The sequence below is a fragment of the Ornithinibacillus liuyingii genome, assembly GCF_055550225.1.
The window spans coordinates 51,459-74,588 of the sequence record NZ_JBPWOS010000007.1; the positions used below are offsets into that span (position 1 = coordinate 51,459).

Below are 23,130 nucleotides of genomic sequence, written 5' to 3' on the forward strand. Positions count from 1 at the left end.
TCATAAAAGGAAACGATTATGTGAAATTTATGACCCAGCAAGTTGTATCGTATATTGATCTTCCAAAAGAAGAACGTAGAAAAAAGCGATTAGAACAAAAGGCACAGAGAACGCAAGTCACGATAGGCAACAAATGGTTTGGTGTGTTACCAGTGGCAATTAAGTCTATGTTTAAAAAGGCTGAATGAATGCCTCTATTAGGATAGGGTCTGAACATGAAGTCATTTGTCAGACCCTATGGAGGGTTTTTTACTTGTTAGAAGCATCTAAATAAAAAATCCCACCATTAATTACAGTAAGTTCGATTTTTGGCTGATAACGTTCTTTTAAGCCTTGTAATTCTTTCTCCATTTGTTCAACATCTTCCTCTTGATCCCCCTCATAGAAATGCTTTAGTAATTCAATTTCCTTGTCTAATTCTTCAAGGGATTCTTTTGCCCAGTCGTGCTCAAGGTCCTGGATGTATTGGTTGATGACTGCTAAAATTCTGTTATACCCACTCTTTGGTTTAATTAACGGAGTAATGGTATAGCAATAATCCGAAATCTGCATGAGAAACTCCTTCTTCATTAAGGTATCCATTATTTCCGTTTTCATTATGCCATTTAGCAAGTTTAACCCAATTGAAAATACTTCATCTTTTTTTAGTTTTCCAATGTAGCTCAATTTTAAGTTGATGACGAGCCACGGATGTAGGGCGGTATTTTGATTAGTGTGTACCACCTCAAATAGTCTAGTATAGCGTTCATTTTCTTTTAAATGATTCAATATTTGTTGAAGTCGGGGACTACCGAAATGAATTCGCTCACCCTTTTCTTCTAATGACGAGGGGTTTGTAATCAAGGTGAGTTGCATCGGATCACCCTCTCGTCCCATTTTTTTAATGTAATGCCAATAAAATGGCCTATTCATTAGAGCGCGGTCCATTTTCTCATTTAACTGTACCTTAAGTACACCTTCACGATTAGAAAGTATGTCACAATGATGAGCAGTGAAATAGTCTTCTAAAAATGAATGGAGATTAATTGCCATATTGAGACTCCTCTTGGAATGTATTCTGATGTGTATGATGAATAATAGAAGCTAAATTATCTAATTTAATTTTTACCTCTCCAGTAGAGGAGGATTCGTTTATAATTGTTTTTACTTCTCCTTCAAAGCTATCAATATTAAGCTCGGCTAATATGTCGTCTAAATGTCCAACTACTTTTTCAAAAAGAGCAATTTTTTCATAGAGTAATTTCATTATATGCTCTTCCAATGTATTACGAATCGCAAAATTGTAAATATGCACATCCTTTTCTTGACCATAGCGATGGATTCTACCGATTCGTTGTTCTAAGCGCATCGGATTCCAAGGAAGGTCATAATTAATCATATAATGACAAAACTGTAAATTGATTCCTTCACCACCGGCTTCTGTGGCAATTAACACTTGTGCTTTATCTTGGAAGAGTTGTTTCATCCAGTCCTTCTTTCCGCGTTTAAAACCACCACGGAAAGGAACTGAAGTAATTCCATGCTGCTGTAAAAACCACTGTAAATAAAGCTGTGAAGCTCGGTATTCGGTGAAGATAATCACTTTTTCATCACCAATTTGTTTCATTAGCTCAACCACTTTATGTGCTTTGGCATGATGCGGGAGTTGGCCAATTTTATCAATAATCGGCTTTAATATCTCTCTTCCTTGACTTTCTTCATCATTAACAAATTTTTGGAGAGATAGATAGCAAGCCTCACGGGAAGAACAAAGCTCTCGTAGAAATGTAATCTTTGAAAAAGATGAGAAAGGTTGAAAGGTATGATCCAGCTCGTTATATACGTCATATTCTTCCGGTGTAAAATCGACCCATATGGTTTCGATATGCCGTTTTGCATGATCCAATTTCGTATCCTTTCTAGTATTTCGTACCATCACTTTTTGAACGAGCTGCTTTAAATAAACATCCTGATTTAACTTTTTACGATCTCTACCATACTTTTCTAAGAATGATTCATAATTTCCTAAGTGGCCAGGCTTTAATATCGATACTAGGTTGAAGATCTCGATTAATTGATTTTGTACCGGTGTCGCGGTTAATAGTAAACAATATTTCTTCCTTAATTCCCGTACAAATTCATAGTTTTTTGTTTTATGATTCTTTATTTTATGTGCTTCATCAATGAGGATAAAATCATAATCAATATCTAATATCGCTTCCCGGTGAGGCGAACGTTTTGCTGTATCAATCGATGTCACAATAATATCGTATTGATCCCATGGGAAATGCTTACGAAAAGTAGCAGCCGGAATATAAAATTTTTCATTAAGTTCCTTTACCCATTGATTCACTAGGGAAGCAGGAACAAGAATAAGTACTTTCTTCACTAGACCACGAATCATGTACTCCTTTAATATTAATCCAGCTTCTATTGTTTTTCCTAGGCCAACTTCATCAGCTAAAATTGCCCGTCCATTCATCTCTTCAATAGCTTGTTTGGCTGTCTCAATTTGATGTGGTAAAAACTCCATATCTGGTAAAAATTCAAGAGCTCGTAAACCATGAAAGTCCTTCGTTATTGTAGTAAGCTCTGCTTTATAAGCCATCTGGAAAAGCTCCCAAGAGGAAAAAGGGCCATCCTGCTCTAACTTTTCATCTAACGTCTCAATAAAGTTTGAATCATGGATAATGTCTATATGTTTCATACGATACGTCCTTTATCAATAGTTTCATCATGGATGAATATTAACGATACATTTTAACTGTAATATGGTATAATAAAAGCGAAAAATCTAGTAAGTAAAATAGTTTTGATACATAGTATAACCAAAAGTTAGAATTTCATAAGAAGCGGATGATTACAGGGGGAGAGATTACTCATCTATGTATGATTAGTAACGCCGAAGGAGCAAGCAATTTTGCGAATCTCTCAGGCAAAAGAACTCTTGTAGGACGCACCTCTGGAGAGTGTTTACTTCGGTAAACCACCCACGAAGCACGCATTTTCTTATAGGAAATGTTAAACTTTCTGGTTACAGGACAGGGACAGTATAAAAGGGGATAATAGATCCTCCATAGTATACTGTCTCTATTTTTATGGTTAATAATTAGAAAATTTAAAAGGGAGTGGAAATTGTGAGTGAACTGAAAAGAACCCCAATTTTTCCTGAGTATGAAAAGCTTGGGGCAAAGACAATTGACTTTGGTGGATGGGATTTACCAGTCCAATTCTCCAGCATCAAAGAAGAGCATGAGGCGACAAGAACGAAAGCAGGTTTATTTGATGTATCCCATATGGGTGAAATTTTAGTAACAGGTCGGAAAGCGCTTGACTTTTTACAATACGTTACGACAAATGATGTATCCAAATTAGTGCCAAATAAAGCACAATATGCACTCATGTGTTATGAAGATGGTGGCACTGTTGATGATTTTCTAATATATATGGTCAATGATAATGAATACTTAGTCGTTGTAAATGCGGCAAATACTGAAAAAGATTATGAATGGATGGTTAAGAATAACCAATTTACAGAAGAAGACGTTACCATTAAAAATGTTTCTTCTGAATATGCACAACTAGCATTACAAGGTCCAAAGGCGGAAGAAATCTTACAATCTGTTACAAGTACAAACCTAAGCGAGATTAAATTTTTTCGATTTGAGAAGGAAGTAGCCATTAAAGGAGTACAAACCCCAGTTTTAGTTTCGAGAACAGGCTACACTGGTGAGGATGGATTTGAATTATATATCGCTAGTGCAGATGGTCCAAAATTATGGAATGTACTACTTGAAGCTGGAAAAGAAAAAGGAATTTTACCGGTTGGTCTTGGAGCAAGAGATACACTTCGATTCGAAGCTAACCTCCCATTATATGGACAGGAGCTCTCTTCCACTATTACACCGATAGAAGCTGGTTTAGGTTTTGCAGTTAAAGTCAATAAAGAAGCTGACTTTATTGGGAAATCGGTGTTAAAAGAGCAAGTAGAACATGGAACTAAACGGAAAATAGTCGGTATAGAAATGATTGATAAAGGTATCCCTCGTCATGGATATGAAGTGTTTCACGGAGAGGAAGAAGTAGGGGTTGTCACCTCTGGTACACAATCTCCTACATTACAAAAAAATATTGGCTTAGCTTTATTGCGGTCAGAATTTGCTGAAGCTGGTACGGAACTAGAGATACAGGTAAGAAAACGTAGACTACGGGCAAAAATCATTTCGAGAAAATTCTTAAAGCAAGATTAATAGGGGGGAATGGAAATGGATTTTCGTTATTTACCAATGACAGAAACAGATAAACAAGAAATGTTAAGTGCGATTGGCGTCGCTTCAACTGATGAATTATTTTCAGATATTCCAGAGAAGGTTCGCCTAAAGGATGGACTAAACCTAAAAACACCAAAAAGTGAAGCTGAGTTGAAAAAAGAACTTGTCCAAATGGCAAACAAAAACTATAACCTAAGGGAGTATACCTCTTTCTTAGGGGCAGGGGTATATGATCACTTTATTCCTTCTGTAGTGGATCATATTATTTCAAGGTCAGAATTCTATACGGCGTATACACCGTATCAGCCAGAAATATCACAAGGGGAATTGCAAGCGATTTTTGAATTTCAAACGATGATTTCAGAGCTTACCGGGATGCCAGTTGCCAATTCATCTATGTACGATGGCGGAACCTCTTTAGCTGAAGCAGTGAACTTAAGTGCTGGTCAAACGCGAAAGAAAAAAGTTCTAGTATCTAAAGCGATTCACCCAGAATCTCAAGCGGTAATTGAAACATATGGTAAAGGCCAAAATCTGGATATCGTATATATTGATCATAGCGATTGTCGTACAAATTTAGAGCAGTTAGCTAGTGAATTAGATGAAAATACTGCAAGTGTTGTCTTACAATACCCGAACTTTTTCGGACAAATTGAGCCTTTAGCAGAGGTTCGAGCATTATTAGATGCACAACCAAAAACAATGTTTATCGTATCTAGTAATCCTTTAGCATTAGGTTATTTAACACCTCCTGGTGAGTTTGGAGCAGATATTGTGGTTGGCGATACACAAGTGTTTGGTATTCCTGCTCAGTTTGGTGGTCCGCATTGTGGTTATTTTGCAACTACTGAAAAGCTCATGCGTAAAATTCCAGGACGATTAGTAGGACAAACAAAGGATGAAAATGGTGTCCGTGGGTTCGTACTAACCTTACAAGCTCGTGAACAACATATTCGTCGTGATAAAGCTACTTCTAATATTTGTTCTAACCAGGCATTAAATGCGCTTGCAAGTGCTGTTGCAATGAGTTCTATTGGTAAGCATGGAATAAGAAAAATGGCAGAGCTTAATATGCAAAAGGCACGTTATGCGAAAAAGCAATTTGAGATTGCAGGTTTTGAAGTGGTAGGTCATGGTTCCTTCTTTAATGAATTTATCGTGAAGCTTCCAGTGTCTGTTAAAGTTGCGAATGATAAATTACTCGAAAAGGGAATAATAGGTGGTTATGATTTAGCAATTTATTATCCAGAACTAGAAGATCATATGCTAATTGCTGTAACAGAAAATCGTACAAAAGAAGAAATTGATACTTTTGTAAAAGAATTGGGGGATATCCATGAGTAATCAAGATTTTGCCTTAATCTTTGAACGTAGTAAAGAAGGTAGAGTAAGCTATAATTTACCCGAAATAGATGTACCAGAAGTAGAATTAGAAGCGGAACTAACGGATACGTATGTAAGAGCAGATGCTCCAGATTTACCTGAAGTAAGTGAATTAGATATCATTCGTCACTATACAGGATTATCGAATCGCAATTATGGTGTTGATTCTGGCTTTTATCCGCTTGGATCATGTACGATGAAGTATAATCCGAAAATTAATGAAGATGTTGCACGATTAGATGGGTTCAGTCATATTCACCCTTATCAGGACCCTAAAACTGTTCAAGGTGCCCTCGAGATGATGTATGATTTACAAGAATCATTAAAAGAAATTACTGGTATGGCTGGTGTATCACTACAATCAGCAGCAGGTGCACATGGTGAGTGGACAGGGCTAATGATGATTCGTGCATTCCATGAAGCTAATGGTGATTTTCAACGTACAAAGGTAATAGTTCCAGACTCAGCACATGGTACAAATCCAGCTTCTGCAACTGTGGCAGGATTTGATGCGATTACAGTTAAATCAAATGAGAATGGGCTGGTTGATTTAGAGGACTTAAAGCGTGTAGTCGGGGAAGACACAGCGGCATTAATGCTAACAAATCCGAATACACTTGGATTATTTGAGACGGAAATTCTTGAAATGGCTGAGATTGTTCATGCAGCAGGTGGTAAACTATATTATGATGGAGCAAACTTAAATGCCATAATGGGCTACGCTCGGCCTGGAGATATGGGATTTGATGTTGTACATCTAAATTTACACAAAACATTCACTGGTCCACATGGCGGTGGTGGTCCTGGTTCAGGTCCAGTTGGGGTATCTGCAGAACTAGAGCCTTTCTTACCAAAACCTTTAATTGTAAAACAAGATGATTTCTTCACGTTCGAGTATGATCGACCACAGTCAATTGGTCGTGTAAAACCTTACTATGGTAACTTCGGAATCAATCTTCGTGCCTATACGTATATCCGTACGATGGGTGGAGAGGGTCTTAAGAAGGTTAGTGAGTATGCAGTATTAAATGCGAATTATATGATGCGTAAATTAGAGAAGGCTTATGATTTACCATATACTCAACATTGTAAGCATGAATTTGTACTTTCTGGAAGAAAACAGAAGAAGCTAGGTGTACGTACATTAGATATTGCCAAACGTCTGTTGGACTTTGGCTATCATCCGCCAACCATCTACTTCCCATTAAATGTTGAAGAAGCTTTAATGATAGAGCCTACAGAAACAGAGTCTAAAGAAACATTAGATGGATTTATAGAGACTATGCTACAAATTGCAGACGAAGCGGAAAATAATCCTGAGATTGTTCAAGAAGCTCCGCATAACACTGTTGTAAAGCGTATGGATGAAACAACAGCAGCAAGAAAACCAGTACTACGTTTTTATAAAGAGAAATAATAGTATTAGAGGCTGGGACAAAACTAAAACAAGGTAATAAAAAACGAACCATCACTACATTAGCCCCGGAAATATACGGAGACTCCTGTGGGAGGAAAGGCATTGGTGAGACCCCAGGGGAGCGTTAGCTCTAAGGAGGCTCACCAGCCACCCACCAACCGCAAGTATATTTCTGGGGCGGATTTGATGCGCTAACTTTCATGTTCGGTTTATCCTATGTTAGAAATAGTTTTGTCCCAGCCTCTTTTTTCAATGTAGCTAAAAGCTTTTGTCTGACACTTGTATTAGATGGCAATTTTACTACGTTATTCGGTGAGATGTCCAAAATGCTATTTAGGCAAAGAATAGAAAGAAGATAGTGATGACTGAAAAATAAAGAAGCTTGGATTTTCCAAGCTTCTTTATTTGTGATTCTATTCCTATTAAGTTAAAATTTATCCTTGTTTTACTTTACCAGTCCATTTTTTAAATCCACCTTTTAATTGGTAGATATGCTCATAGCCCTTTTTATGAAGAAGCTGTGCGGCTCTTGCTGATCGTGCGCCACTTTGACAATATAGGTATACTGGCTTATCTTTACGAATCTCAATCAAACGCTGCTTCATTTGAGTAACTGGAATATTTCTAGAACCTAGAATATGTCCATTTTTAAATTCTTGAGGCTCTCTTACATCTATAAGCTGTGCTTTACGATAGCCTTCACGGAATTGATCTTCTGTTAACGTTTTTAAATAAGTACGTTGTCTAAAGTAACGAAATACTGCTATTACGATAATAATGATTAGTGCTAATAAAAGATACTTCATCTATTAATCCCCCGTCTTTCCATGTGTACTATCTTATTATAGGCGGAAACTATGTTTTTTTCAAAGTTTTTCTATGAAGGTTTACATGTTTATTATGTCGAAAAATAGTGAAAATATATCACTATCACAAGCCTATTATTTTATGCAATATGAAAAAATGTTAGTGTATGGAGATTTACACAAATATTGCTTGCAATAGCTTTGTTTTTCTTAGATTTTTGCTTTTTATTGTTTGTTGACAAATTTAATACAATATGCTCAATTTACCATATATTGTGTTATGTTAAAATGCAAATACAAGATATTGTAATTCTGTTACTAAATATGGTATGGTATTACTAATTAAATTCTAGATTACTAGAATTTCATTTATGTCAAAAGGAGAGATAGAATGTCTACGGTTGTTGAATCAAGAACGAACATTAATGTGGATTTGCTAAATGAGGATATTAAGCAATTTCCACAAGTACACCCAATCACGCCAGATATGAAATTGTTACATAAAGGTGTGTCTAGACTTGTTATGCTAGACCGATATTCCTTTAAAGATATAGAAAAAAAGACATTAAAAGAAGGGGATTTTGTCGTTTTAACGGTTAAAGCCGATCCCAAATTCCCAGCTAGAGGATTAGGATTTATTAAATCGATCGATCGCGTAAACAATGAGGCATTGGTACAGGTAGAACCAGATTACACCTCTGTATTAGACGGGGAAGAAGCACAAACAGGGGTAGTAAAGAGAGGACTAGATAGTATTGATAAGCCTCTAGAAGTGTTCTATGAACAAATTGCTAAGCGTAATGCTACAGGGCTAGCAAGTGTGGAGCCAACGGAAGAGCTTTGTCAACAATCCTTTGAAAAATTTTACAAGGAACTAGCGAATTTAAACTTTATCCCTGCAGGAAGAGTATTGTACGGTGCTGGTTCAGATACAGAAGTAACTTACTTTAACTGTTATGTAATGCCATATGTTCGAGACTCTCGCGAAGGTATATCAGAACACCGTAAACAAGTAATGGAAATCATGAGTAGAGGTGGGGGTGTCGGAACGAACGGCTCGACATTACGACCACGCAATGCACTAGCAAGAGGGGTTAATGGTAAATCATCTGGATCGGTATCATGGTTGGATGATATTGCTAAATTGACTCACCTCGTTGAGCAAGGTGGATCACGTAGGGGTGCTCAAATGATAATGCTAGTTGACAATCACCCTGACATTATTGAATTCATTATTTCGAAGATGCAAAATCCTAGAATTCTCCGATATTTGATTGAGAACACCGAGGATGAACAAATTAAAAAGCTCGCACAGGAAAAGCTTAAATTCACCCCATTAACCGAAACAGAAGTAGATCTCTACCAAGGAATTCTTAATTATAAAAGCATTCCAGGACAAGGCGGATTTACGAACCAAGTATTAAAAGAAGCAGAAGAAAAGCTTCGAACAGGTGGTACGTACTCTGTTCACAATCCAGAATTCTTAACTGGAGCTAATATTTCCGTATGTATTACGAAGGAGTTCATGGAAGCTGTTGAGAACGATACGTTCTACGAATTAAAATTCCCTGATGTGGAAAATTATACGGAAGAAGAAATGAAAGATTATAATGAAAACTGGCACAATGTTGGGGATGTGCGTAAATGGGAAGAAATGGGCTATGGTGTTCGTGTATATCGTCGAATTAAAGCTAAAGAGCTATGGAACTTAATTAATATTTGTGCTACGTATTCTGCTGAACCGGGGATTTTCTTTATTGATAATGCCAATGACATGACGAATGCCAAAGCATATGGGCAACAAGTAGTTGCAACTAACCCTTGTGGGGAACAACCACTTGCGCCATTCTCTGTATGTAACTTAGCAGCAGTAAATCTTGGTGAAATGGCTAATAAAGATTCTAAAACAGTAGACTTTAAAAAATTACAAGAAACGGTAAAAACCGGAGTCCGTATGCAAGACAACGTTATTGACGCGACACCATATTTCCTAGATGAAAATAAAAAACAAGCTCTAGGAGAACGCCGAATTGGTTTAGGCGTAATGGGATTACACGATTTACTTATCTATTGTGAAACAGAGTATGGTTCAAAAGAAGGTAATGAACTAGTAGATAAGATTTTTGAAACAATTGCTACTACTGCATACCGTGAGTCTATTGAGCTTGCTAAAGAAAAGGGAAGCTTCCCGTTCTTAGTAGGAGAAAATGAAGAAGAAACGATGAACCTTCGTGAAGCGTTTATCAATACTGGCTATATGAAGAAAATGCCAGAAGATATTCGTCAAGATATTCTGAAGTACGGTATTCGAAATTCACATTTATTAACGGTAGCACCAACCGGTAGTACTGGTACGATGGTGGGGGTTTCTACTGGGCTTGAACCATACTTCTCCTTCTCTTATTTCAGAAGCGGAAGACTTGGTAAGTTTATTGAAGTAAAAGCGGACATCGTCCAAGAATATTTAGATGGCAACCCAGAAGCAGATGCTAATAACCTACCTAATTGGTTCGTAACTGCTATGGAATTATCACCAGAGGCTCATGCTGATACACAATGTGTAATTCAACGCTGGGTAGATAGTTCAATTTCTAAAACAGTGAATGCACCTAAAGGGTATACAGTAAGTCAAGTTGAAAGTGTATATAGAAGACTTTATCGTGGTGGTGCTAAAGGTGGAACGGTGTATGTAGATGGAAGCCGTGACTCTCAAGTACTAACACTGAAAGCAGAAGAAAACAATTTTGAACAAACCGAGTTATTCGAGGAAACTACTGAACCTAAAAAAGTGGTGTTAATGGATACTATCCAAGAGCTTAAATCAACAGATGTTACGATTGGTTCAGAAGTAGGTGACACATGTCCAGTTTGTCGTGAAGGTAGTGTCGAAGATATTGGTGGTTGTAACACTTGTACAAGCTGTGGGGCGCAATTGAAGTGTGGTCTATAATAGTGATGGCTTTGAATGGTTTTTGATAATTAAGAAATAAGGTTGGTAAGAAATAACCTCTTCGGTATGATAGCCGTAAGGGGTTATTTTACATTTCTCAACATATAAGGATAATGGTACACGGATTTCCAAACGCTATTATTCTATAATCATAGAATTAATGTTTACATAAACTAATGGGGTAAGATTTGCTCGTTAAATAGGGGAGCATTTGAACATGACAAAAATCTTAATAATAGAAGATGATGATAAAATACAACAATTTTTACTAAGTTCTATAAGTGAACTGGATCCCAATGTACAAATTCATATTTCTGCTAGTAAAGGATAATATAGCACACCGAATTTAGTTGCTAAAAATCGTGAAGCAAATACACTCAATAAATACTATATATAAACTTACGATACTTATATTACGGAGAGATAAGAAATGAGAGCATGGTGGCAAGTAAAAAACTCAAAAACAAAAAGGCATCAAAAGAAGAAGGAAGGACGCTACACATTTTGGGATGGAATCATGGATGCATTATGGTGGATTCCTGAGTTGCTTTTATTACCATTTCGTTTATTACTTTGGTTATTACGAGCTGTAAGGAGACTATTCGATTTTACATAAAAGCTTGTACACCATCCAATTTTCCTGTATCCTCAATATATAGAAACAATGTTGCATAAGATAAAAATTATTCGATGAAACGAGGAGAATTGGATGCCAACCCCAAGTATGGAAGACTATATTGAAATTATATATAACTTAATTGAAACCAAAGGATATGCTAGAGTTTCTGATATTGCTGAAACATTAGAAGTTCATCCTTCCTCCGTTACCAAGATGGTTCAAAAGCTAGATAAAGATGATTATTTACTTTATGAAAAATATAGAGGCTTTGTTCTCACTGAAAAAGGTAAGAAAGTAGGAGAGCGATTAGTGTTTCGCCATGAACTATTAGAAAATTTCTTAGAGATCATTGGTGTGGATGCTGAAAATATATACAATGATGTAGAAGGAATAGAGCATCATTTAAGCTGGAATTCGATTGATCGATTAGGTGACTTAGTACAATATTTTAAAGAAGATCAAAAGCGAATAGACGATTTACGAAATGTTCAAAAGAGAAATAATGATTAACAGTGAAGGACAATGTTCTATTTCATACACTTATTGCTTACATATTATATAAAAAGCGATAAGGAGATATTGTATGAAAATAGACGGTGTCTTCTCCGGTGGTGGTGTGAAAGCCTATGCTTTCATTGGAGCACTTGAAGGTATACAAGAGAAAAAACTGGAATTTGAACGGGTAGCTGGAACTTCCGCAGGCGCTATCTTGGCAGCATTTATCGCTTCAGGCTATAAAGTCGGTGAAATTGAATCATTATTAGATGAATTGAATTTAGAGGAATTTCTAGACCCTCCAGGACTTACCAAGATATTGCCAGGTAGTAAGTGGTTTTTCTTATATTTTCAAATGGGTCTTAATAAAGGCGATAAATTTGAAAAATGGATATACTATCACCTGGCAAAAAAGGGAATTTTTACTTTCGGAGATATAAAGGAAGGTTATTTAAAGGTAGTCGTTAGTGATTTAACTTTAGGCAAATTAATTGTCATACCAGATGATTTAGAACGGGTGTATGGAATTAATCCTAATGATTTTCCTGTAGCAAAAGCTGTTAGGATGAGTGCAGGATTCCCGTACTTTTTTATGCCTAAAAAAATGGCCGGAAAGCATAAAGAAAAAAGCTTAATCGTTGATGGTGGACTGTTAAGTAATTTTCCGATTTGGGTATTAGAAAGTGAAACGAATAAACGCATGCGACCGATATTAGGTTTGAAGCTTAGTGATTCCCCACAACATATCTCCCCCAAAAAAATTAAAAATGCTCTTGATATGCTACATGCTTTATTTTCCACTATGAAACAAGCCCATGACGCAAGATATATTGCCAAATCTCAGAAAGATAGTATTATTTTTATTCCAGTAAAAGATGTTCAAACTGTCGATTTTAAGATTGATCAAAATGTGAAAGAAAGATTAGTACAGAGTGGTCGTGAGGAAGCAAGAAAGTTTCTAAAATATTGGCCCGCATAGTAAAAGCAAGCTTCTATTTATTAGAAGCCTGCTTTTTTACTTTTTGATTTATTTCCATCAATCACCCGTAAATGAGCCGGTCGTTTCTTGGATTTCTTTTTCAATGAAGACGGTTGTGAATGCTTTACATTTGGTGTCTGTTGATGATGTGTATATTTCGACTTTGATTGTCGTACTGCTTGCTTATATTTCTTAGCGTCGGATGATTTGTTGCGCCCACCTAGAATGAAATAGTAGAACAATCCAAAAATAGCTAATCCAAAGATTGCAGCAACAAATAATTGAAATAAAAATCCAATAGTATTAAGAAACAACTGCATCATTAATCCAATTACTGCTAATCCCACAATTCCGTATATAATATATCTAATCATCGAGTTTTTTCTCATATGAATCTTCCTTTCATCTATATATGTATATATGATTTGGTTTCCTATTATCGTCATTCTAATAGATAATCGTTCTTCTTATTCTAGTATAATTGTTTCCTTCTTACCATAAAATATTCAGGCTTTTAAAATATGATGCTGTATCCATTTTATCATAAACGCATTTCCTGTAATTCATTTTCGCCAATAGGTAATACTAATGTTGGAGGTGGATACAGTGGAAGATAAAAAATTAGAACAAAATAAACAAGAGGATTCTTCAACCATACTAGGCAGATCGTTGCTTACTGGTTTCATTGGTGGGATTCTCGCAAGTTTATTAGGACTGTTTATGTATTATTTTAATTTTACGGAGGTCTCTGCAAAAGCTTATGTACTTCGACCATGGACCACCGCTCATTGGACAGATACATGGTTAGGGGAATTAGTAACAATAGTTATCATAGCCATTTTATCCATTGTGGTTGCACTAGTTTACTATGGGCTTTTAAGGAAAATCTACTCCTTATGGGTTGGTGTGGCATACGGTATTATGCTATGGCTAATTGTGTTTTTTGTTTTACAGCCTATATTTACTAACGTCCCAAGTGTACAAGAGATGGAAGTAAAGTCGATTATCTCCACTATTTGTTTGTATATCTTATATGGAACCTTTATCGGTTATTCCATTTCGTTTGATTACTATGATTCTGTGTTAAGTCATAAAGAAAATGATGAACAAAAGTCATCATCAAGCTAAGGAGCTCTTTTTACGTAGCAAAATCAATATTCAAACTTGTCTATTTATGGTAAACTGTTAAAGTCGAGGAAACTAAATAGAGATGTGGTTTTGTTCATTATAAGCTGGTGAGCAAAAAGGAAAGGGATGAAGAGATGGAAAAAATAAATAAGATCAGACAATCACTTCAAGAATTGAATCTTGATGCATTAATGATTACAAGTCCTATTAACCGTCGATATGTAACAGGATTTACTGGTACTGCTGGTATTGCGATTGTTAGTGCAGAAGAAGCTATCTTTATTACTGATTTCCGTTATACAGAACAAGCTGCAGAACAAGCAAAGGGCTTTACTATTATCGAGCATAAGACGTTAATTGAAGAAGAAGTAAATGCACAATTAACACGACTACATGTGAAAAGATTAGGTTTTGAAAAAAATCATATTACATATGCTACATATGATCGCTATAATGAGCTATTGGACGCTGAATTAGTCCCAACTAGTGAAATTGTAGAGAAAATTCGTTTAATTAAAACACCAGAAGAGCTGACTATTCTAAAGAAGGCAGCAGAAATTGCAGATGCTGCTTTTGAACATATTCAAGGTTACATTAAACCAGGTGTAAAAGAAATTGATGTTTCCAATGAGCTTGAATTTTTTATGCGTAGACAAGGCGCTACACAATCAAGCTTTGATACGATTGTTGCATCAGGCTTCCGTTCCGCTATGCCACATGGAGTTGCTTCTACTAAAGAAATCCAAGCAGGTGAGCTAGTAACATTAGACTACGGGGCTCTTTATGATGGATATGTTTCAGATATCACGCGAACAGTCGCAGTTGGTGAGATTAGTGCTGAATTACGAAAAATTTACGACACAGTACTTGAAGCACAACTTCGTGGAGTGAATGGAATTAAGCCAGGTATGACTGGAATTGAAGCAGATGCTTTAACAAGAGATTATATTAAAGAACAAGGTTACGGCGACTATTTCGGCCACTCTACTGGACATGGAATTGGGTTAGAAGTGCACGAAGGTCCTGGACTTTCTTTCCGTAGTGGATTAAAATTAGAACCCGGTATGGTTGTTACCGTTGAACCAGGTATTTATATTCCAAATGTTGGCGGATGTCGTATAGAAGATGATATTGTCATTACAGAAACTGGTAATGAACGTTTAACAACATCAACGAAAGAACTTATTCAGCTATAAGCTGTGTTTCAATGAGGAGGAAATAGAATGATTTCAGTAAACGATTTTAAGACAGGATTAACAATTGAATTAGATAATGATGTATGGCAAGTTGTTGATTTCCAACATGTTAAGCCAGGTAAAGGTGCAGCTTTTGTAAGATCAAAGCTTCGTAACCTTCGTAATGGTAACATTCAAGAAAAAACATTCCGTGCTGGAGAAAAAGTAGGTAAAGCACATGTTGAACATAAAAAGATGCAATATCTATATGCATCTGGAGATTCACATGCATTTATGGATACAGCTACGTATGAACAAATCGAGCTTAGCTCTGACCAAATTGAGTATGAATTAAAATTTATTAAGGAAAATATGGAAGTATCGATTATTTCTTATCAAGGTCAAATGTTAGGTATCGACTTACCAAACAATGTTGAACTTGAAGTAATTGAGACAGAACCAGGTATTAAAGGTGATACAGCAAGCGGTGGTTCAAAACCGGCTACAGTAGAAACTGGATTAGTCGTGCAAGTTCCATTCTTTATTAACGTAGGCGATAAGCTAATTATCAATACCTCTGATGGTAAATACGTTTCTAGAGCATAATATCTCCTAAATAATAAGTTGAAGAATGATCATCAGTTAAGATGGTCATTTTTTTATGCGATGAACGAGAATATGTTTAATGATATTTTATATTTTTGGAAATATTATGATAAAATATAGGGAGTATAGAGGATAAACTAATCCATGCAAATGTGAAAGGAAGGCAAATATTGAAAAAAGTAGCTAGCGAACAATTTAATCGTACGAGAGAATTTTTATTACGTCATTGCAGGAATCTAGAAATCGACCGTTTTGATTATGTATTTGGTACTGGTAGTAAGGATAAGGTGCTAAAAAGTCTCAAGGAATTTCAAAATGAGGATGGTGGGTTCGGCCATGGGATTGAACCGGATTTTTGGTTGCCGAAGTCCTCTCCTATGGCTTCTTGGGCAGCGGCTCAAGTTTTAATCGAAATAGGTGCAGAAAAGGAAGAACCAATCGTTCAGAAACTTATTTCTTATTTGATTGATACATATAATGAAGAATCGGGTCAGTGGACATCTGTATTACCAGAAAATAATGATTATCCACATGCGCCATGGTGGCACTGGGAAGAAGGAGTCCAAGAGAACTGGTCATTTAACCCAAGTGTAGAACTTGCAGCGACCCTTATACATTGGTCAGAACCGACGAGTAGCAGCTCAGAAATAGGATGGGATTCAGTGGGCAAGGCTGTTACGCATTTAATGAATCAAACTGAAATGGACAAGCACGAGATTAATAATTTCCAACAATGTATCAAGCTATTAAAACCACATCAATCTACCTTTGAATCCCATATACCGTTTTCCTTTGAACAAGTTGAAGAGAAAGTGATTGACTTAGCATTGGAATGTATCAATAAAGATGTAACGCAATGGGACACTGGCTATGAGCCACTACCATTGGATTTTGTACAAAGTCCATCCGATAAGCTATGTAGTAAACTTGGATCATTAATTGATCAAAATTTTATGTTTTATGTAAACCAACTTTCTGAAGATGGTACATGGGATATTTCTTGGGAGTGGGGGAATTATCCGAAGGAATTTGAAATGGCAAGAATCTATTGGAAGGGGATTTTAGCAGTAGAAAGATATAAACGCTTTGATTCATTCGGGTATTTAGATATAGATATTGAAAAGAGCGAGATGAAAAAAATACGATTCTAACTTTAGTAAAACGCAAAGAAAAGAGATGGTCACCTTTTTGGTGGGCATCTTTTTTTTGCTGTTCTTTTAATCGGATCGAAATATACCTACTCGTTTAGCTGTGCATGGTTTGAAAATATAAAAACAAGGAGGCTCATCATGTCTGTTCATAAAATATACACTCTTTCTACTCTATCAATTTTATTTGTAGCAAAACTATTAAGTTCGTTCTATCAGTCATAAAATCTACATTCCAACATACATTTATTTATAGAAAATGAAAACAATTAAAAACCGATACAAAGTGGGGACAAGCTATGGAGGAGATACTACGTTTATTTCCGACTGAAATACAAACGGTCTTAAGAAGCAAAATTGGGAAGCGTTGGAATATGGTACAAGAGATTCGCGTTCGTTTGAACCAACCAATCGAACTTATCTTTGACCAAGGGGTGGAATGGGTAACACAAGCTAGACCGAATAAACAGGATAATGTATTCATCGTGAATCAGTTGAGTGAGTTTTCTTTATATAGGATGGAGGATGAATTAAGGGAGGGTTATATCACCATAGAAGGGGGTCACCGAGTAGGACTTGCAGGCAAAGTAAATACGGTACACGGAACGGTAAAGGCCATTCAATATATTACCTTTTTCAATATTCGTATCGCAAAACAGAAAATCGGTGTCGGGCAACAAGTCATGCCTTATCTATATGAGAATGGATTTCTCAATACGTTATTTGTTGGCTCTCCACAGTCAGGGAAAACAACGCTCATTCGAGATGTCATTCGAATTATTTCATCAGGATGGAACCATATACCACCTAAAAAGGTAGGAGTCGTTGATGAACGCTCGGAAATTGCGGCATGTTTAAAAGGTGTACCACAACATGACCTTGGAAGACGAACAGATGTCTTAGATGCTTGTCCAAAAGCAGAGGGCATGATGATGCTCATTCGATCTATGTCACCGGAGATATTAGTAGTGGATGAGATTGGCAGCGATAAAGATGTACAAGCCTTAACAAATGCGATTAATGCTGGTGTTACCGTAATATGTACGATTCATGGACAAACCTTAGAAGAATTAAAGAAAAGGCCTTCCATTCTTCCACTACTAGAAAAAAAGGTCTTTAGACGAGTTGTACTGCTAAAAGGACAGTCCGCTCCCGGAACGATTCAGTCAATCTTTGATGAAAATGATAAAAATATCTATAAGAAAACGGGGTGCTATCCAAATGAAGTGGATCGGGGCACTACTCTTCATCGGAGTAACAACATGGCTAGGATTCGAGTGGAGTAATAAATTGGCTCGGCGGCCAAAGCAAATCCGTCAGCTCATCAATGCCCTTCAAGTATTAGAGGCAGAAATCTTATATAGTCAGATGCCACTGCACGATGCATTTATATCTATTGCCAAACAAATCCCAGAACCATGTGCATCTTTTTTCCAATCAGTGGCTAATAAGATGATGGGAACGAATAGCTATTTTGACTTAGTATGGGAAGAATGTGTTGCAAATTATATTGAAAATTCTAGTTTAACATCACATGAAAAAGAGATTCTTCTTCAGTTTGGAAGAACGCTTGGGCAACATGATTTTGACCAGCAACAAAAACATATACAGCTAACGATTAAGCATTTGGAAAGAGAATTAGATGATGCAAGAGATGATCAGGATAAGTACGGAAAGATGGCCAAAAATCTAGGCTTTTTAACAGGCCTGTTCATCGTATTATTGCTTATTTAGGGAGGAAGGGGCTGCATTATGCTATCAGATGCATCGATATTATTTCAAATTGCAGGAATTGGAATTATTGTCGCTTTGATTCACACAATCTTAAAGCAAATGGGGAAGGAAGAAATCGCGCAATTTGTCACGTTGGTCGGATTTATTATTGTCCTTGTTGTCGTCATAAATGGGTTATCTGATTTATTTCAACAAATCCGATCTGTATTTCTTTTTCAAGGGTAAGTCAAATGGATATTATTCAAATCGTCACACTAGGCATTATAGCTAGTATTCTATACATCATTTTAAAGGATATGCGCGGCCCCTTTGCATTTCTTATCATACTCATTACGGGTATTGCATTATTTATAGCGGTTATTAGCCAAATTGGTTCCATTATTCGACTAATTGAGTCATTAGGTCAAAAAGCAGCCATTAACTCCATGTACATTGAGACTATCCTAAAAATAATCGGTATTGCTTATATTACAGAATTAGGAGCCAGTATTACAAAAGATGCAGGACTTAGTGCGGTAGCTTCCAAAATAGAGCTTGCTGGAAAGATATTTATTTTATTACTTGCAATACCAATTATAACAGCAGTAGTAGAAGCTATTCTAAATTTCTTACCTTCTGTGTAAAGGAGAAATGTTAGAAAGGAAGGGAGCAATCGAAGCGGATGAAGCAAGCTAGTAGGATTGGTTGTTTATTAATGTTATTTCTGTTTCTAGGACAATCCGTTGTGTATGCAGACGATAATGCTGAAGCTCCCGTTGAGGACGCTCTATTAAATGAAGTCTCATTTGATGGGATGCAAGAATATTGGAATGTGGTAGTGGATGAGTATGGCGGATATATTCCGGAATTACAAAAAACAAGTCTTTATGAATTTATTAAAGGAAATGATGAGTTCTCGATTAGCAATATTCTGACAGGTGGACTTGAATATTTATTACATGAAGTGATATTGAATGGAAAATTATTAGGATCACTTCTATTATTAACATTATTTTCTGTACTTCTTCAAACGATGCATACAGCCTTTGAAAGAACTTCCGTTAGTAAAATCGCTTATTTTGTCGTTTACATTGTTCTTATATTTATCGCTTTAAATAGTTTTTACTTGGCAGTCTCTTATGCGAAGGATGCCATTAATATGATGAGTAGCTTTATGATTGCTTTAATTCCGTTAGTACTAGGTTTAATGGCATCATTTGGCAGCTTGATTTCCGTTTCTTTTTTTCATCCAATCATTATATTTCTAATTAATTTCAGTGGAGTCTTAGTTTCTAACTTTATCATGCCATTATTATTTCTATCGGCATTACTAATTATTGTGAGCAGTTTAAATGAAAACCATAAAGTTACAAACCTTGCTGATTTGTTTCGATCAATCGGTTTGGTTACGTTAGGGATCTTTTTAACGATATTTTTAGGTGTTCTTTCTGTACAAGGTGCAGCAAGTGCTATTCAGGATGGTGTAGCAATGAAAACAGCTAAATTTGTAACAGGAAACTTTATCCCGGTGGTGGGGAGAACCTTTACAGATGCAGCAGATACCGTTCTTAGCGCTTCATTAATCTTGAAAAATGCGGTTGGAATAGTCGGAGTTGCCATCATAATCTTTATAGCTTTATTTCCAGCGATAAAAATATTTGCGATAGCCCTAATCTATAAAGTTGCTGCAGCAGTACTTCAACCAGTAGCAGATGGACCAATTATTACTAGTCTAAACACGATAAGCAAATATATTGTCTATATTCTAGCTTGTTTGCTTGCTGTATCCCTTATGTTCTTTCTAGCAATTGTCATTATAGTCACTGCAAGTAATATCACACTATTGCTTCGATAGGATGATGGAAATGGATTTTTTAATTAACTGGGTTGCACAAATTATTGTTTTTATTTTGCTAGCAACCATAATCGATTTGCTAGTACCCACTGGTGGAATGAAAAAGTATATAAAATTTGTGATTGGATTGGTGTTAATTTTAATTTTTTTACAGCCTATATTTTATCTGTTTAAGGTTGATATAAAAGAAGCTGTAGAGCAATCCTTCTCTACTCTTATCAATGAAACTTCTAGTGATCCGAAAGTAGAAAATTTGATTGAATTGCAAAAAAGTGAAATAGAATCGTCAACTAGCGCATATATTTTAGAACAAATGGCTGTCCAACTAAAAGATATAGCAAGTGCTCCTCTATTGGACAACTATCAAGCAGAAATAAAAAAATTAGATTTCGATTTTAAAGAAGGAGCAGCAATCTCCTATGAGGGGCTAGAAGAAGTGGTGGTTTATCTTGGAGAATCAGAAGCAGGGGAGGGAGCAGTAAATGCAGTAGAAGATGTTGTTATTGATGCAAGGAAACAAGAGGTTACAACTCAGGAAGTCGATATAGATCTTCAGGAAGTTGAATCCTTGTTACGTGAGACTTGGGAATTATCAGATAAAAAATTAACTGTCATATGGGAGGGAGGGACATCTTGATAAATAAATTACAAGAATTTCTAAAGGATAAGTTAAATGGATCTAAGAAAACTGGCTATGTCATCCTAATTGGACTAGTTGCCTTACTTGTAATCTTAATGGGTAACATATTTTCTTCCTCATCCCAGAAAGATTTGGGACAAGATATGCCAAGGTTGGAATTAGAATCTGAGTCCCAATCTGAAGAAGTAAGTTCCCATGAATCAGGTACAACATCTGATGTCAGCGTATTGGAGGCAAACTATCAAAAGCAATTAAAAGGAATGCTAGAAAAAATTGATGGTGTCTCAGAAGTAGAAGTAATGGTCAATCTAGACTCTACGGATGTCAAGGTCTATGAAAAAAACTTAATTAAAGGAACTCAGCAAACGGAAGAAAACGACCGAAATGGTGGGACAAGAAATATTGACGAACTAACAGAAGAAACCCAGACGGTCATTGTAAGACAAGGTGACCAAGAAACACCTGTCTTAGTTCAAACGAAAAAACCTAAGGTAAGGGGAGTTCTTGTGGTAGCAAAGGGTGTTGAAAGTGCTACCGTTAAACAATGGGTTGTAGAAGCTATCTCTAGAGTGCTTGATGTTCCAACACATAAAGTATCTGTAAATCCTAAAAATTAAAGGGAGGATGAAGTAATGTTGAAAAAACAAACTGTTTGGCTATTAACGATGTTAAGTTTAATGATTGTGTTGAGTGTGTATTACATGACGTCTAATCCGGGTGATTTGGCCTATATGAATACAGATGATGATGCAGATACAGAAGAGGCTACTAACGAATCCACACCAGCGAATGGGTCAAATGTTAACGTTGTTTCAGAAGCAAATGACTTATTTGCAGCACTTAGATTGGAAGTACAAGAAGAAAGAAGTAAGAAAAAAGATAGATTAGAAGATATTGTAGCAAGTAGTACTGCTTCCGCAGAAGAAAAGAATCAAGCATATGAAGAAATAGATACCATTGATAAAGTCTACTCCAAAGAAATGATTTTGGAGGAAACGATATTAGACTCGGCAGAATACCAAGATGTTTTAGTTCGTACTGATGGTGATGTTGTACATGTACATGTACAATTAGTGGAAGAACTAACCCCAACAGAAGTGGTAAACATTATGCAAATGGTTCGAGATGAATTTGGTGAAATTCCTGTTAATGTTATTCAACAACCTGCTACCGAAAGCTAACAATACTTATACTGGCATCAAGTCTAATCGGCTTGATGTTTTATTTTTTTGTCTATTTTTAAAGGTTTTTAGTTCGTGTATAACAATGTGATAGGTTATGCAATAAAACGATAGATCTGATTTAATTCGCGTAGAAGAGGGTAGATTGTTATAATGGGGGTAATGTGAAAGCATTGTTCTACCGATAATTCATTTATTTGTTGAAGTTATCCCTATAATTGTCGTAAAATATTAAGAGGAGTTATTAGTACCTAATAATAAAAAGGTAAGGGAGTGCTAATTCATAATGTTAAAAGTACAAGAAATACGTGAAATAATAAAATTAGTAGATCAATCTTCAATCAATGAGTTTACTTATGAAACAAACGGTACAAAAGTATCTATGAAAAAAGCAGGGGAAAATGTCGTAGTGCAATCGAAACCGGTTGTTCAAGTAGAAAAAGAAGTGACACCAGTACCAGCTCAACAAGCTGCTACGCCAGAAGTTAAACAAGAGACGGTTCAGAAAACGGAAGCTCCTGTAACGGAAGCGAAATCAAACTTTGACTATGAGATAACATCACCAATGGTAGGAACGTTCTATAGTGCTCCTAATCCAGATAGTGACCCATTTGTAACTGTTGGAAGTTCGGTTTCTAACGATACAGTAGTTTGTATTGTAGAAGCAATGAAGTTATTTAATGAAATCGAAGCGGAAGTGAATGGTGAAATCGTTGAAATTCTAGTGGAAAATGGAGAGCTTGTAGAATATGGGCAACCACTATTTAGAGTGAAAAGGAAATAAG

Annotated in this window: 25 protein-coding genes and 2 riboswitches; of the genes, 21 read left to right on the forward strand and 4 right to left on the reverse strand. The window is 36.2% G+C overall.

Features of this window, described 5'->3' with window-relative positions:
- The first annotated feature begins 2 nt into the window (after positions 1–2).
- Entirely contained in the window at positions 3–188 is a 186-nt protein-coding gene (locus ACSKT4_RS10740) for a YqzE family protein (RefSeq protein ID WP_186869966.1), read from the forward strand.
- Positions 189–249: 61 nt separating this feature from the next.
- Here the strand turns inward: ACSKT4_RS10740 and ACSKT4_RS10745 are convergent, their stop codons facing one another.
- Both ACSKT4_RS10745 and ACSKT4_RS10750 read right to left on the reverse strand, forming a co-directional pair.
- Positions 250–1,032 (reverse strand): YqhG family protein, encoded by a 783-nt coding sequence (locus ACSKT4_RS10745; RefSeq protein ID WP_186869900.1) that lies wholly within the window; start codon positions 1,030–1,032, stop codon positions 250–252.
- Entirely contained in the window at positions 1,022–2,686 is a 1,665-nt protein-coding gene (locus ACSKT4_RS10750; RefSeq protein ID WP_186869899.1) for a DEAD/DEAH box helicase, read from the reverse strand. Before ACSKT4_RS10750 ends, ACSKT4_RS10745 begins: the two co-directional genes overlap by 11 nt.
- A gap of 149 nt (positions 2,687–2,835) precedes the next feature.
- Positions 2,836–2,936, forward strand: a riboswitch (glycine riboswitch).
- A gap of 3 nt (positions 2,937–2,939) precedes the next feature.
- Positions 2,940–3,026: riboswitch (glycine riboswitch) on the forward strand.
- A gap of 90 nt (positions 3,027–3,116) precedes the next feature.
- On the opposite strand from ACSKT4_RS10750, the gene gcvT reads away from it, so the two are divergent.
- From gcvT to gcvPB, 3 genes are read left to right on the forward strand one after another with little or no spacing between them, the layout of a single operon-like run.
- The gene (gene gcvT, locus ACSKT4_RS10755; protein ID WP_186869898.1) at positions 3,117–4,229 is read left to right on the forward strand and encodes a glycine cleavage system aminomethyltransferase GcvT; all 1,113 of its coding nucleotides are present in this window, start codon (positions 3,117–3,119) and stop codon (positions 4,227–4,229) included.
- 15 nt (positions 4,230–4,244) lie between these two features.
- Complete coding sequence (gene gcvPA, locus ACSKT4_RS10760) at positions 4,245–5,594, forward strand: aminomethyl-transferring glycine dehydrogenase subunit GcvPA (RefSeq protein WP_465823384.1); 1,350 nt, start codon at positions 4,245–4,247, stop codon at positions 5,592–5,594.
- Complete coding sequence (gene gcvPB, locus ACSKT4_RS10765) at positions 5,587–7,050, forward strand: aminomethyl-transferring glycine dehydrogenase subunit GcvPB (protein WP_186869896.1); 1,464 nt, start codon at positions 5,587–5,589, stop codon at positions 7,048–7,050. Before gcvPA ends, gcvPB begins: the two co-directional genes overlap by 8 nt.
- A 434-nt stretch (positions 7,051–7,484) precedes the next feature.
- Here gcvPB and ACSKT4_RS10770 read toward each other — a convergent pair whose 3' ends face one another.
- Positions 7,485–7,856: a rhodanese-like domain-containing protein gene (locus ACSKT4_RS10770; protein ID WP_186869895.1), complete on the reverse strand. Its 372-nt coding sequence runs from the start codon at positions 7,854–7,856 to the stop codon at positions 7,485–7,487.
- Positions 7,857–8,247: 391 nt separating this feature from the next.
- Here ACSKT4_RS10770 and ACSKT4_RS10775 point away from each other — a divergent pair, with 391 nt between their 5' ends.
- From ACSKT4_RS10775 to ACSKT4_RS10790, 4 genes are all read left to right on the forward strand, one after another.
- A complete protein-coding gene (locus tag ACSKT4_RS10775; protein WP_186869894.1) occupies positions 8,248–10,806 on the forward strand; it encodes a vitamin B12-dependent ribonucleotide reductase in 2,559 nt (852 codons plus the stop codon).
- A 430-nt stretch (positions 10,807–11,236) separates the two neighbouring features.
- Positions 11,237–11,422: a hypothetical protein gene (locus ACSKT4_RS10780; protein ID WP_186869893.1), complete on the forward strand. Its 186-nt coding sequence runs from the start codon at positions 11,237–11,239 to the stop codon at positions 11,420–11,422.
- A 93-nt stretch (positions 11,423–11,515) separates the two neighbouring features.
- Positions 11,516–11,935, forward strand: coding sequence for a transcriptional regulator MntR (gene mntR, locus ACSKT4_RS10785; protein ID WP_186869892.1), 420 nt, complete (start codon positions 11,516–11,518; stop codon positions 11,933–11,935).
- A 73-nt stretch (positions 11,936–12,008) separates the two neighbouring features.
- Entirely contained in the window at positions 12,009–12,899 is an 891-nt protein-coding gene (locus ACSKT4_RS10790; RefSeq protein ID WP_186869891.1) for a patatin-like phospholipase family protein, read from the forward strand.
- A gap of 20 nt (positions 12,900–12,919) precedes the next feature.
- On the opposite strand, the gene ACSKT4_RS10795 is transcribed toward ACSKT4_RS10790, so the two are convergent.
- Complete coding sequence (locus tag ACSKT4_RS10795; protein ID WP_246521329.1) at positions 12,920–13,288, reverse strand: SA1362 family protein; 369 nt, start codon at positions 13,286–13,288, stop codon at positions 12,920–12,922.
- A gap of 217 nt (positions 13,289–13,505) precedes the next feature.
- Between ACSKT4_RS10795 and ACSKT4_RS10800 the strand changes: the two genes are divergently transcribed.
- The 13 genes from ACSKT4_RS10800 (at position 13,506) to accB (ending at position 23,129) form a co-directional block, all read left to right on the forward strand.
- Entirely contained in the window at positions 13,506–14,027 is a 522-nt protein-coding gene (locus ACSKT4_RS10800) for a YqhR family membrane protein (RefSeq protein ID WP_343221425.1), read from the forward strand.
- A 134-nt stretch (positions 14,028–14,161) separates the two neighbouring features.
- Positions 14,162–15,223, forward strand: a complete 1,062-nt coding sequence (locus ACSKT4_RS10805; RefSeq protein WP_186869889.1) for a M24 family metallopeptidase — start codon at positions 14,162–14,164, stop codon at positions 15,221–15,223.
- Between the two features lie 27 nt (positions 15,224–15,250).
- Entirely contained in the window at positions 15,251–15,808 is a 558-nt protein-coding gene (efp, locus tag ACSKT4_RS10810) for an elongation factor P (RefSeq protein WP_186869888.1), read from the forward strand.
- Between the two features lie 170 nt (positions 15,809–15,978).
- On the forward strand, positions 15,979–16,959 hold the full coding sequence (locus tag ACSKT4_RS10815; RefSeq protein ID WP_186869887.1) for a prenyltransferase/squalene oxidase repeat-containing protein: 981 nt from the start codon (positions 15,979–15,981) through the stop codon (positions 16,957–16,959).
- 296 nt (positions 16,960–17,255) lie between these two features.
- Positions 17,256–18,242 (forward strand): stage III sporulation protein AA, encoded by a 987-nt coding sequence (gene spoIIIAA / locus ACSKT4_RS10820; protein ID WP_186869886.1) that lies wholly within the window; start codon positions 17,256–17,258, stop codon positions 18,240–18,242.
- Positions 18,178–18,690, forward strand: a complete 513-nt coding sequence (gene spoIIIAB / locus ACSKT4_RS10825; protein ID WP_186869885.1) for a stage III sporulation protein SpoIIIAB — start codon at positions 18,178–18,180, stop codon at positions 18,688–18,690. The genes spoIIIAA and spoIIIAB overlap by 65 nt, the downstream gene beginning before the upstream one ends.
- An 18-nt stretch (positions 18,691–18,708) precedes the next feature.
- Positions 18,709–18,915, forward strand: coding sequence for a stage III sporulation protein AC (gene spoIIIAC, locus ACSKT4_RS10830; RefSeq protein WP_010093209.1), 207 nt, complete (start codon positions 18,709–18,711; stop codon positions 18,913–18,915).
- A 5-nt stretch (positions 18,916–18,920) separates the two neighbouring features.
- Positions 18,921–19,313 (forward strand): stage III sporulation protein AD, encoded by a 393-nt coding sequence (gene spoIIIAD / locus ACSKT4_RS10835; RefSeq protein WP_186869884.1) that lies wholly within the window; start codon positions 18,921–18,923, stop codon positions 19,311–19,313.
- Positions 19,314–19,351: 38 nt separating this feature from the next.
- Entirely contained in the window at positions 19,352–20,524 is a 1,173-nt protein-coding gene (spoIIIAE, locus tag ACSKT4_RS10840; RefSeq protein ID WP_465823385.1) for a stage III sporulation protein AE, read from the forward strand.
- A gap of 10 nt (positions 20,525–20,534) precedes the next feature.
- A complete protein-coding gene (gene spoIIIAF, locus ACSKT4_RS10845) occupies positions 20,535–21,161 on the forward strand; it encodes a stage III sporulation protein AF (RefSeq protein ID WP_186869882.1) in 627 nt (208 codons plus the stop codon).
- Positions 21,158–21,781, forward strand: coding sequence for a stage III sporulation protein AG (spoIIIAG, locus tag ACSKT4_RS10850; protein ID WP_186869881.1), 624 nt, complete (start codon positions 21,158–21,160; stop codon positions 21,779–21,781). The genes spoIIIAF and spoIIIAG overlap by 4 nt, the downstream gene beginning before the upstream one ends.
- A 15-nt stretch (positions 21,782–21,796) precedes the next feature.
- Positions 21,797–22,345 carry a SpoIIIAH-like family protein gene (locus ACSKT4_RS10855; protein WP_186869880.1) on the forward strand — a complete coding sequence of 183 codons (549 nt, stop codon included), beginning with the start codon at positions 21,797–21,799 and terminating at the stop codon, positions 22,343–22,345.
- Positions 22,346–22,631: 286 nt separating this feature from the next.
- Positions 22,632–23,129, forward strand: coding sequence for an acetyl-CoA carboxylase biotin carboxyl carrier protein (gene accB, locus ACSKT4_RS10860; RefSeq protein ID WP_186869879.1), 498 nt, complete (start codon positions 22,632–22,634; stop codon positions 23,127–23,129).
- The last annotated feature ends 1 nt before the right edge of the window (position 23,130 follow it).

Coding starts and splice junctions, on each gene's coding strand:
- efp (WP_186869888.1), top strand. CDS start 15,251: ATGATTTCAGTAAACGATTTTAAGACAGGATTAACAATTGAATTAGAT.
- ACSKT4_RS10855 (WP_186869880.1), top strand. CDS start 21,797: ATGTTGAAAAAACAAACTGTTTGGCTATTAACGATGTTAAGTTTAATG.
- spoIIIAE (WP_465823385.1), top strand. CDS start 19,352: ATGAAGCAAGCTAGTAGGATTGGTTGTTTATTAATGTTATTTCTGTTT.
- spoIIIAA (WP_186869886.1), top strand. CDS start 17,256: ATGGAGGAGATACTACGTTTATTTCCGACTGAAATACAAACGGTCTTA.
- spoIIIAC (WP_010093209.1), top strand. CDS start 18,709: ATGCTATCAGATGCATCGATATTATTTCAAATTGCAGGAATTGGAATT.
- spoIIIAB (WP_186869885.1), top strand. CDS start 18,178: ATGAAGTGGATCGGGGCACTACTCTTCATCGGAGTAACAACATGGCTA.
- mntR (WP_186869892.1), top strand. CDS start 11,516: ATGCCAACCCCAAGTATGGAAGACTATATTGAAATTATATATAACTTA.
- ACSKT4_RS10770 (WP_186869895.1), bottom strand. CDS start 7,856: ATGAAGTATCTTTTATTAGCACTAATCATTATTATCGTAATAGCAGTA.
- ACSKT4_RS10805 (WP_186869889.1), top strand. CDS start 14,162: ATGGAAAAAATAAATAAGATCAGACAATCACTTCAAGAATTGAATCTT.
- ACSKT4_RS10780 (WP_186869893.1), top strand. CDS start 11,237: ATGAGAGCATGGTGGCAAGTAAAAAACTCAAAAACAAAAAGGCATCAA.
- ACSKT4_RS10790 (WP_186869891.1), top strand. CDS start 12,009: ATGAAAATAGACGGTGTCTTCTCCGGTGGTGGTGTGAAAGCCTATGCT.
- gcvPB (WP_186869896.1), top strand. CDS start 5,587: ATGAGTAATCAAGATTTTGCCTTAATCTTTGAACGTAGTAAAGAAGGT.
- gcvPA (WP_465823384.1), top strand. CDS start 4,245: ATGGATTTTCGTTATTTACCAATGACAGAAACAGATAAACAAGAAATG.
- ACSKT4_RS10775 (WP_186869894.1), top strand. CDS start 8,248: ATGTCTACGGTTGTTGAATCAAGAACGAACATTAATGTGGATTTGCTA.
- accB (WP_186869879.1), top strand. CDS start 22,632: ATGTTAAAAGTACAAGAAATACGTGAAATAATAAAATTAGTAGATCAA.
- ACSKT4_RS10750 (WP_186869899.1), bottom strand. CDS start 2,686: ATGAAACATATAGACATTATCCATGATTCAAACTTTATTGAGACGTTA.
- ACSKT4_RS10795 (WP_246521329.1), bottom strand. CDS start 13,288: ATGAGAAAAAACTCGATGATTAGATATATTATATACGGAATTGTGGGA.
- spoIIIAF (WP_186869882.1), top strand. CDS start 20,535: ATGGATTTTTTAATTAACTGGGTTGCACAAATTATTGTTTTTATTTTG.
- ACSKT4_RS10745 (WP_186869900.1), bottom strand. CDS start 1,032: ATGGCAATTAATCTCCATTCATTTTTAGAAGACTATTTCACTGCTCAT.
- spoIIIAD (WP_186869884.1), top strand. CDS start 18,921: ATGGATATTATTCAAATCGTCACACTAGGCATTATAGCTAGTATTCTA.